Annotated in this window: 9 protein-coding genes; 3 read left to right on the forward strand and 6 right to left on the reverse strand. The window is 64.7% G+C overall.

Annotated elements, in window-relative coordinates:
* Positions 1-21: 21 nt before the first annotated feature.
* The 6 genes from FFS68_RS11405 to FFS68_RS11430 all read right to left on the reverse strand — a co-directional run bounded on the left by FFS68_RS11405 (position 22) and on the right by FFS68_RS11430 (position 6,337).
* Positions 22-876 (reverse strand): CheR family methyltransferase, encoded by an 855-nt coding sequence (locus tag FFS68_RS11405; RefSeq protein WP_137753315.1) that lies wholly within the window; start codon positions 874-876, stop codon positions 22-24.
* Positions 873-1,973 (reverse strand): chemotaxis-specific protein-glutamate methyltransferase CheB, encoded by a 1,101-nt coding sequence (cheB, locus tag FFS68_RS11410; RefSeq protein WP_137753316.1) that lies wholly within the window; start codon positions 1,971-1,973, stop codon positions 873-875. Before cheB ends, FFS68_RS11405 begins: the two co-directional genes overlap by 4 nt.
* Positions 1,974-1,983: 10 nt before the next feature.
* The gene (locus tag FFS68_RS11415; protein ID WP_137753329.1) at positions 1,984-2,355 is read right to left on the reverse strand and encodes a response regulator; all 372 of its coding nucleotides are present in this window, start codon (positions 2,353-2,355) and stop codon (positions 1,984-1,986) included.
* Positions 2,356-2,421: 66 nt separating this feature from the next.
* Complete coding sequence (locus FFS68_RS11420; protein ID WP_137753317.1) at positions 2,422-2,859, reverse strand: chemotaxis protein CheW; 438 nt, start codon at positions 2,857-2,859, stop codon at positions 2,422-2,424.
* On the reverse strand, positions 2,856-5,288 hold the full coding sequence (locus tag FFS68_RS11425) for a chemotaxis protein CheW (RefSeq protein ID WP_249340131.1): 2,433 nt from the start codon (positions 5,286-5,288) through the stop codon (positions 2,856-2,858). Before FFS68_RS11425 ends, FFS68_RS11420 begins: the two co-directional genes overlap by 4 nt.
* A gap of 395 nt (positions 5,289-5,683) precedes the next feature.
* A complete protein-coding gene (locus FFS68_RS11430) occupies positions 5,684-6,337 on the reverse strand; it encodes a histidine phosphotransferase family protein (protein ID WP_137753318.1) in 654 nt (217 codons plus the stop codon).
* Between the two features lie 273 nt (positions 6,338-6,610).
* Between FFS68_RS11430 and FFS68_RS11435 the strand changes: the two genes are divergently transcribed.
* The 3 genes from FFS68_RS11435 (at position 6,611) to FFS68_RS11445 (ending at position 9,406) form a co-directional block, all read left to right on the forward strand.
* Positions 6,611-7,567: an RluA family pseudouridine synthase gene (locus FFS68_RS11435; RefSeq protein ID WP_137753319.1), complete on the forward strand. Its 957-nt coding sequence runs from the start codon at positions 6,611-6,613 to the stop codon at positions 7,565-7,567.
* An 83-nt stretch (positions 7,568-7,650) separates the two neighbouring features.
* Complete coding sequence (gene rpoH / locus FFS68_RS11440; RefSeq protein WP_137753320.1) at positions 7,651-8,550, forward strand: RNA polymerase sigma factor RpoH; 900 nt, start codon at positions 7,651-7,653, stop codon at positions 8,548-8,550.
* A gap of 58 nt (positions 8,551-8,608) precedes the next feature.
* Positions 8,609-9,406: a LytTR family DNA-binding domain-containing protein gene (locus FFS68_RS11445; RefSeq protein WP_137753321.1), complete on the forward strand. Its 798-nt coding sequence runs from the start codon at positions 8,609-8,611 to the stop codon at positions 9,404-9,406.
* Positions 9,407-9,633: the final 227 nt, after the last annotated feature.

The following is a 9,633-nucleotide window of genomic DNA, read 5'->3' on the forward strand; positions in this document are numbered from 1 at the left end:
CGCAAAAAGCAAGGACAGGCTCTAGGCCGCCGCGCGCCGCACCTGCTGATCGGCAGGCTCGTAAAGGCCGCGCAGCCGCGGGCTGGCGACGAACTGATCGGTTTGCCCCAGCACCGTCTCGCCCGCCCCGAGCACGAGGAAACTCTGCGGTGCGGCCATCGCGCGCAGCCGCGCAAAGGCTTTCTCGCGCATCGGCGCCGAGAAATAGAGGAGCAGGTTGCGGCAGAAAATCAGGTCGGCCGAACTCGCCAGTGGCGGCCGGTCGGTGAGCATGTTCTGCACCGAAAAATCGATGCGGCGGCGCAGATCGGCCTTGGCCAGCCAGCCGCCCTCGGTCTGATCGAACCAGCGCACCATCCGCTGCACCGGCAGGCCGCGCTGGATTTCAAACTGACTGTACAGACCGACCCGGGCGCGGCCGATCGCGTGATAGCTGACGTCGGTGCCGACGATATCGACCTGCCAGTCGGCCCATTTCTCGCCCTGTTCGGCGATCAGCATCGCTAGCGAATAGGCTTCCTGCCCGGTCGAGACACCGCAATGCCAGATCGTCAGCCGCCGCCGCAACTTGTTGATCTCACGCAATTGATCCAGAACTTTGGCAGCAATGTCGTCGAACAAGCTGTATTCACGATAGAAAAAGGTTTCGTTGTTGAGCATCGCATCGACCGTATCGTCGAGCAACAGGCGGCTGTTCGAGGTGACCAGCGCCGCCACCAGCGCGTCGAGGTCGCCGATCCCATGCCGCTGCATCACCGGTTTCAGCGACATTTCGATGCGCCAGATGCGGCTGGGCGACAGGGTCTGCCCGGTCCGCGATTCGAGCACGCCCATCAGGACGCGATAGGCCGACTCGCTGGCGCTGCCGCCCATCATGGCTTGCGCCGCCCCGGCAGAAAGCTGCCGAGCATCAGCGCGATCGCGTCGGGGTTCAGCGTCGCGGCGGCAATGCCCGCCTTGGCAACAGCGCCGGGCATCCCCCAGATCACGCAGCTTTCGGGCGCCTGAGCAAAGATCGTGCCGCCCGCTTCCTTCAGCCGCGCGGCCCCGATCACGCCGTCGCGGCCCATGCCGCTGAGGATCACGGCGACGCCGCCCTTGCCGTATACTTCGGCAACCGAATCGAGCATCGGGTCGGCGGACGGGCAACAGCCATTGTCTACGACGCGGTTGTCTAGCACGATTTCATGGCGGCGGCCGGCTGCAACAACGAGCAGATGGGCATCGCCGGGCGCCAGATAGATATGGCCGCGTTCGACCGTCATCCCGGCGGCGGCAACGCAGACGCGGCGCGATGTCATCGTCGCAATCTGCCGGGCATAAAATTCCATGAAGGCATCGGGCAGATGCTGGGTCAGCAGGATCGGCGCGGTGATCCGCGGATCGAGATTGGCGAGGAAATTGGTGAAAGCGGGAATTCCTCCGGTCGACGCCGCCACCGCGATGCACTCGATCGGCTGATCGCTGTCGATCGCGAGCGCGGTCGGCGCGGGCGCGCGGCGCTCGGCGGCGGAGATCGGCGCCGGAAAATCCTGCTGATGGCCCAGCGTCATGATGCGGTCGGTCAGCACCTCGGCAAAGCGGCCCGAAAAACTGCCGCGGCCAGGTTTGGCCAGCGTGTCGCTGGCGCCCAGCGCAAGGGCTTCGATCGCCGCCGGACCGCCCTCGACGCAATTTGACGAGAGGATCAGGACGCGCGCCTTGGCGGCGCGTTTCAGGATGTGCGGCAAGGCGTCGATGCCGTTCATCCCCGGCATTTCGATGTCGAGCACGACGACATCGACGGGTTCGCGCGCGAGAAACGCAAGCGCGTCCTGTGCCGACGCGACCGATGCACAGATTTGTAGCCCCGCGCGCTGGTCGATAATGCGTTCGAGGATGCTGCGGACGACCAGGCTGTCATCGACCAGCATGACCCGTACCGTCCGCGCCGATGGTTCCGGATCGGGAATCAGGGGTTGGGGACGCGCCATCGCCATCGCCTTATGCAATGCCGACGAGCTGCAATTTTCCTTCCAGCGTTTCGCGATCGAACGGCTTCATCACATATTCGTCGGCGCCGGCTTCGATCGCGGCGCGGATATGGTCGATGCTGTTTTCCGTGGTGCAGAACACGACCCGCGGCCGTTCTTCATGGCCATAATCGAGATCGTTGAACGCGCCGAGAAACTCCATGCCGCTCATCACCGGCATGTTCCAGTCGAGCAGGATCACGTCAGGGCGGTTGGCACGGCAAAAGGTCAGCGCCTCCTGCCCATCGGCCGCCTCTTCGACGGCAAAGGACATGCTTTCAAGGATATGGCGCGCGACCTTGCGAATGACTTTGCTGTCATCGACGACCAGACAAGATTTCAACATTAATACCTCCGCAACCCCAGATTTCACGCCACGCTAGTTTGAAGGAGTGTCCAGCCCGTTAATTCATGCCGCTTTCATCACTGGCAGCGTGACAAAATGCGACGGATCGACAACGAGCAGCGAAGCCCCCTGATGTTCGATCATCGCGTCAGCGACCCGGGCCCATCCCGGCAGCAATTTTCCGGCGACGCGGGTTTCGGGTGCCTCGATGAAACAGACATCCTCGATCGCGTCGGCGAGCAGCGCATAGCCATGGTCGGCAACATCGACGACGATCACCCGCTGCCCGGCGGCAACCGGCACCGCGGGCAGGCCGACGACGACATGCGGATCGATCAGCGTGAAGACGCGGCTGCGCAAAGCAAACAGCCCTGCGACGTGCGGCGGTGCACCGGGGACTTCCACCGGAATGCCGACGGTCACCACCGAATTGATCGCATGGCTGCGCAAGGCGACGCGCGTGTCGGCAATGCGAGCGATCAGATAGAGTTTTTCCATCATGTGCGGCCACCCCCAACCCGACGCGCCAACGCGTCGAGCAGCGCCTGGCGGTCATAGCGATAGACGGTGTCATCCTCCGGCCCGGCCGCCGCGATCGATGCGCGGAGGCGGATCACCGGCACATCGTCGCTGGGATGCGCGCCAGCCCCGCCGTCTTCGGTCAGGTACAGCATCACGTCGGGCGCTTCGTCCACGGCCTCATCGCCCAATGCGACACGGTAACCGGCATTGCGCAGGATCGGCGCGAGGAAGTTTTCGCCCCACCCGTCATGGTCGTCGGCCAGGCGGCACAGCGGCTGGTTCGGAACGGCGCCGCTGTTCGCGGCTGCATATTGCTGCATCAGCCAGAAGGGATCGATCAATTCGACCGGATCGCCGCCGATCAGCACGACGCCCGCGATCAGCCCCGGCGCCGCCGACGGCTGAACCGCATCGGGCAGCCGGACGATGTCGATGACTTCGGCGATCGGATAACAGAGGACCGATTGACCGTCGTGGAGGCGCAGCAGTTTTAAAGGTCCCGACGTGTCGGGCAGCTTTGCGGCGTGGACCGCGAAAATATCGTCGCCGACCTGCGCCTGCACCCGGCCCGCGCTTTCGAACAGCGCGGTCGCAGGGACTTCTTCGACCCGTTCGATCACCGACAGCCTGACCCCGCGGATGCGGCCGTTCATGTCGCGGAACAACAGCAGCTGCACGGCGTTACGCGCCGCGATCGCCTGCGCTTCGGCCTCGGCCATCCGGTCGTGGCTCCGCCCCGCCTCGGTCGCGTCGATTGCCGCGGCGGCGAGCAGGCCTTGCACGTCGAGCAGCAACACCGGGCGGCCGTTGTCGGGCAGCGTGGTTCCGGCATAAAGGCCGGTCGCCATGATCATCGGTGCCGCGGGCTTGATCACCAGTTCCTCATGGTCGTGGATCGCCGCGACGCTCAGCGCATAGCTTTGTCCCTGCCCCGGCCGGACGATCACCAGCGCGCGGTCGTCGATGTCTTCGCTCTCGTCGCTGTGGCGACCAAGCACCGATTCAAGCCGCAACAGCGGATATTGTTCGCCGCGCACCGTCGCCAGTTCGCCGCCGCCGACGCGATCGATCCGCACCGTGTCACCATTTTCGAGCAGGATTTCGCGTACTGCGCCGCGCGGGATCGCAAAATACTGCCCCGCCGCCCGGACCATCAGCCCCGAAATGATCGTCAGCGTCATCGGCACGCGGAGCAGGATGGTCAGCCCCCGGCCTTCATCATTGCGCAGTTCAACGACGCCGCCGATCTTTTCGACATTCGCCTTGACGATGTCCATGCCGACCCCGCGCCCCGAAACCGCGGTGATCTTTGCCGCGGTCGAAAAGCCGGGACGAAAGATGAGTTCGAGCTTTTCCTTCGGCGACAGCGCGCGCGCTTCGGCGGCGGTGATGGCGCGCGATGCAATCGCCTTTGCCACCAGCGCGTCGGGCGCCATGCCGCGGCCATCGTCGCGGATTTCGATTTCGATCTGGTTGCCCGACTGGCGCGCCGAGACCGCGATGGTCGCGGTGATATCCTTGCCCGCGGCGACGCGGTGCTCGAGCGTTTCGATGCCGTGGTCGATCGCGTTGCGCACGATGTGGATCAACGGATCGCGGATATTCTCCATCATTTCGCGATCAAGCTCGACTTCACCGCCGCTGGTCTGGAACGCGATTTTCTTGCCCAGATCCTGGGCCAGGTCGCGGACGATGCGCGGCAACGGCGCGAACAGCTTGTCGATGCGCTGCATTCGCATCTGACTGACCGACTGCCGCATCCCGGCGATCGAATCCGACAGGCGGTCGAACGACGCGATCACGGTGGGGCTGGCGCCCGATTCGCGAAGCATCCGGGCAAATTCATTGCGCGCCAGCACAATGTCGGTGACCCCGGTCATCACGCTGTCGAGTAATGGCAGCGGCACCCGGATCGAGCGCCAGCTTTGCAATTCGCCCTGAAAATCATCGTCGCGGCGCAGCGGCACCCCAGCGACCTCATATCCAACATCGGTCGGTGCGCTCTGCCCGGCGAGCGCATCGACAACGTCGCGATCGTCACCCGCGGGCTCGACCGCGTTCTGGCCCAATGCGGCGCAAAGCGTGGTCAGGCGGTCGACAATGCCAAGCACGCCGGTGACGAGCGCGGCATTGGCGGGGCGATTGCCACGCCGCACCTGATCAAGCGCGTCTTCGGCGGCGTGCGCCAGCGCGGTGACCCGCGGCAATGACAGGAAGCCCGAACTGCCCTTGATCGTGTGGACAAGGCGGAAAATCGCGTCAAGCTGGGCGCGATCGGCGGGATCGGCTTCCCACGCGACGATCGCCCCCCCCGCTTCGGCAAGGATTTCTGCCGTTTCGGCCAAAAAGTCGTTCAGCAGATCGTCCATCACGGTACCGGTGCGCCCCAGAAACTGAAGCTGCACCATGGCGGACAATGGTTAAGGAGGGTTTTACCGGCTGGTCCTGCGGGCGGAAATAATGCGCCCAACCCTATCTCCGTCATTCCCGCGAAAGCCGAACCCGGCGAACGACTGTTGCGCGCCGAGTTCCAGCTTTCGCGGGAATGACGAAGTTTGGGATTAACGCCCGCTGAGCACCGCCCCGAGCGACCGCCCTCACCCGGCGTGGTATTATGTCGACTCTTGGTCAAATAGGCCTACGCTCCGCACGCAGAGGCTTTCCTGCGACCCGGAAAGTCGATGGGGCTTCCTTTGGTCACGACCGCAGAGGATGAAAGGGCTCCGCCGCTTTGTGGGGCCTTTTTGCCGTGCCTTGTCTCACTGGCGGGATTCCCGTCGGCGCGGGAATAACGGAGGTCCGTTCAACGCCCCCTGAGAACCGCCCCAACCAGCAGCGAGGTCGGGGTTTCGCGCGCCAGCATCACGGTGCCGCCATTCTGCGCCGCGACCGCCTGCACCAGCACGGCGGGTGCGGTGCGCGAGGTCATGGCGGTGGCGCCTTCGCCGTCGCGCAATATGGTTTCGACATCGGCGTCGAGGAAGATCCGTTCGGCCTCGACGTGGAGGGCGATCTCAATCGCCCCATCCGGATTGCCGCCGTGCTTTTCGCAACCGACGTCGAGCCGTCCACCGCGCACCAGCGCATCGACGAGCAGCAGCGACAGGTTAAGGATGATCTTGACCGCCGGCTTGGGCAGCGGGTCGCTGCCGATCATCCAGTTGAAGTCGATCGCGCGGTCGCCGATGATGCCCTGGATCGCCGATTTCGCCTCGTCGGCCGGCACGAGTTCACCGAACCCGCCCGCCGATCCAAAGGCCAGCCGAAAGAATTTCAGCTTGTTCGCCGACGTCCGCGCGCTTTGTTCGAGCAGTTCAAAACAGCGTTCGCGCATCGCGGGGTCTTTTTCGTCGGCGAGCAGTTCGAGGCCATTGGCAAAGGCGCCGACCGGGCTGAGCAGATCGTGGCACAGGCGCGAGGCCAGCATGGAGGCGAAATCGACGCGGTCGTCGGACATGGATTGGTTAACTCCCCGCAAGCCGGACGTTTCCGGCTTGCGGATGCTCCCTAAGGCACGGACCCTGTCCAGAGCAAGGACGATCCCTACACTTTGTCGTCCCGGCGAAGGGTGTTCAGAGGCACGTGACTCTGAAACACGATCTCGCCCTTTCGTATCTCCGCACCGGCGAGATCCCGGCCTCCGCCGGGATAACGAATTGGAGGGTTGGGCCGATTGCGAAGCCTTCCCCGTCCCCTTGAAATTCCGCCGTCAATTTCCACATCGAGATCAATGCAGGGGGATGATGATATTTTGACCGTGGCGCTGGATACCAGCGCGGCTGGACTGCGTCTGGACCGCGCGCTGGCCGAGGCGCTGCCCAGCCTGTCGCGCGAGCGCGTGAAAAGCCTGATCAAGGGCGGCCGCGTTGCCAATGCCGTCGGCACGATCCTGTGGGATCCGTCGGCGAAGGCGCCGGCGCCGATCACGCTGGAAGTGCGCGTCCCCGCCGCGACCCCGGCGCATAATGTCGCGCAAGATATGGGGCTGGTGATCGCGTTCGAGGACGAGCATCTGATCGTCATCGACAAGCCCGCGGGCATGGTCGTCCACCCCGCCGCGGGCAATCTCGACGGGACGATGGTCAACGCGCTGCTCCATCATTGCGCGGGGCAGCTGTCGGGGATCGGCGGCGTCGCGCGGCCGGGGATCGTCCACCGTATCGACAAGGATACCAGCGGGCTGATCGTCGCCGCGAAGCACGACCGCGCGCACGAAGGGCTGGCCAAGCAGTTCGCCGCGCACAGCATCGACCGCCGCTATATCGCGATCGCCACCGGGCGCCCGATGCCCGCCAGCGGCACGGTCGATGCCGCGCTGGGCCGGTCGAACACCAATCGCAAAAAAATGGCGGTGGTTGCCGAGGGTCGCGGCAAGCGCGCCGTAACCCATTATCGGACGATCGAGCCGTTGCGGCACGCCAGCCTGATCGAATGTCGGCTGGAAACCGGGCGGACGCATCAGGTGCGCGTCCATATGGCACATATCGGCCATCCGTTGGTCGGCGACCCGGTCTATGGACGCGTCAGAAAGCCGCTGTCCGAGGTGCTGAAAGCACGGAATTTCGCGCGGCAGGCATTGCACGCCGCCCATTTGGGCTTTATTCATCCGGTGACCGGTAACAACATCGCGCTCGACAGCGAAATCCCCCCGGACATGCGGGAACTGATCGACGAATTGCGCGTTTAGGTTTCGATTAAAAATCTATCTCGACCGCTGGCAGCAACCGCGGCATATTCTGACTCAAGATATCAAAGGGAAGACGCTCTCCAATGGCTAAAAGCAATGTTCCGGCCACGGTTCCAGCGCTTGGCGGCGAAGCCAGCCTGAATCGCTATCTGTCGGAAATCCGCAAATTCCCCCTGCTGACCCCCGAGCAGGAATATATGCTCGCCCGGCGTTTTCAGGAGCATGGCGACAATGAAGCTGCGGCGCAGCTCGTCACCTCGCACCTGCGGCTCGTGGCGAAAATCGCCATGGGCTACCGCGGCTATGGCCTGCCGGTCAGCGAGCTGATCAGCGAAGGCAATATCGGCCTGATGCAAGGGGTGAAGAAATTCGACCCCGAACGCGGCTTTCGCCTCGCAACCTATGCGATGTGGTGGATCCGCGCATCGATCCAGGAATTCATTCTGCGGTCGTGGAGCCTGGTCAAAATGGGCACCACCGCGGCGCAGAAGAAGCTGTTCTTCAACCTTCGCCGGATGAAGAACAACCTCGAAGCGTTCGAGGACGGTGACCTGAGCCCCGAACATGTCGCCAAGATCGCCACCGATCTGGGCGTGACCGAGGATGAGGTCGTCAGCATGAACCGCCGCATGGCGATGGGCGGCGACACCTCGCTGAACGTCCCGATGGGCGAGGATGGCGACAGCCAGTGGCAGGATCTGCTGGGCGACGAAGGGCCGTTGCAGGACGAACGCGTCGCCGAGGCGCAGGAACGCGACGTGCGCCATTCGCTGCTGAGCGAAGCGCTCGAAACGCTGAACGAGCGCGAACGCCACATCCTGACCGAACGCCGGCTGACCGACGATCCCAAGACACTGGAAGACCTGAGCCAGGTTTACGACGTCAGCCGCGAGCGCGTCCGCCAGATCGAGGTGCGCGCGTTTGAAAAGCTGCAAAAGGCGATGCTGAAGCTGGCCGGCGACCGGCGCCTCATCAACGCCTGAGCCACGGGCGCGGCGGCTGTTCCCGTCCGATAATCCGCGCGCGTGGAGCGCGGTCATTTTGTCGGGCTGGGCGCTGCTGGCGTTAGCGCAGGCGTTGCAGGGCAATTTTGTCGCGGCCTATCGCGGCGCGCCGCAGCCTTGGTGGCCGACCGTGGGCTATACCGCGGCAATCTATTCGATCTGGGCGCTGCTGAGCTGGCCGATCATCGGCGCGGTGATCGCCATCGAGCGCCGTATACGCCGCGTCTGGGTCCGCATTGCCGCCTATCTGCTGCTGTGGCCGGTCGTGGTCGGCGCGCATGTCCTGTTCTTCGCGCTCGTCTATTGGCCGGTCTATCGCAGCGAGACTGTCGCGACGCGCTGGGACATGACGTCGATCATGTTTGTGCGCAATCTCGACACCAACAGCTTGCTGTATCTGGCACTGGTCGCGCTGACGATCGCCTGGCTGCGCTGGCCGCGGCGGCAGGCGCTGCGCGCCGAACGGGCGGCGGCGCCCACGGGGGATGCGCTGATCGTGCGCAACCGCGGCGCCGTCCACCGCATCCCCTTCACGACGATCGACTGGATTGGCGCGGCGGGCGATTATGCCGAGATCCACAGTGAGCGGCGCGCCCATCTGATCGAGGAATCGCTGACCTCGCTGGCGCAGCGGCTGCCCGCCGAACAGTTCGCGCGGATCCACCGCGGCGCACTGATCCGCCTCGATCGGGTGCGCGAAATCGAACCGATCGGGCGCGGCGATGCCCATGTCCGGCTGGTGAGCGGCGCGGAACTGCGTTTGAGCCGACGTTATCGCGCCAATCTGGCCGCACTGCTCGCGCCCCGGTCGTCGCCCGCCGAACCGGCGCAATAATCCCGCCCACAGATCGGCGCTCGATTGCGCGCGGCGATCGGCGCCAAAGCGCGGACCCGTTTCCTTGCTGGAGGTCCGCCGATGTTGTTCGCCTTGCTTGCCGCCCTATCCGCCCCGCCCGCCTGCGCGCCGATCCGGCGCATCACGCCAACGGGGTCGATCCGCGCCAATCGCGCGCCGTCCGCCGCGGCGCAGAGGTCGATCGCGGCAACCGCCAGCGGCTGCGC

The organism is Sphingopyxis sp. L1A2A, assembly GCF_005502465.1.
GTDB lineage: Bacteria > Pseudomonadota > Alphaproteobacteria > Sphingomonadales > Sphingomonadaceae > Sphingopyxis.

Bases quoted from the DNA above. Each gene is read 5' to 3' on its own strand.
- FFS68_RS11405 (WP_137753315.1), bottom strand. From the start codon at position 876: ATGATGGGCGGCAGCGCCAGCGAGTCGGCCTATCGCGTCCTGATGGGC.
- cheB (WP_137753316.1), bottom strand. From the start codon at position 1,973: ATGGCGCGTCCCCAACCCCTGATTCCCGATCCGGAACCATCGGCGCGG.
- FFS68_RS11420 (WP_137753317.1), bottom strand. From the start codon at position 2,859: ATGATGGAAAAACTCTATCTGATCGCTCGCATTGCCGACACGCGCGTC.
- FFS68_RS11425 (WP_249340131.1), bottom strand. From the start codon at position 5,288: ATGGTGCAGCTTCAGTTTCTGGGGCGCACCGGTACCGTGATGGACGAT.
- FFS68_RS11430 (WP_137753318.1), bottom strand. From the start codon at position 6,337: ATGTCCGACGACCGCGTCGATTTCGCCTCCATGCTGGCCTCGCGCCTG.
- FFS68_RS11435 (WP_137753319.1), top strand. From the start codon at position 6,611: ATGCAGGGGGATGATGATATTTTGACCGTGGCGCTGGATACCAGCGCG.
- rpoH (WP_137753320.1), top strand. From the start codon at position 7,651: ATGGCTAAAAGCAATGTTCCGGCCACGGTTCCAGCGCTTGGCGGCGAA.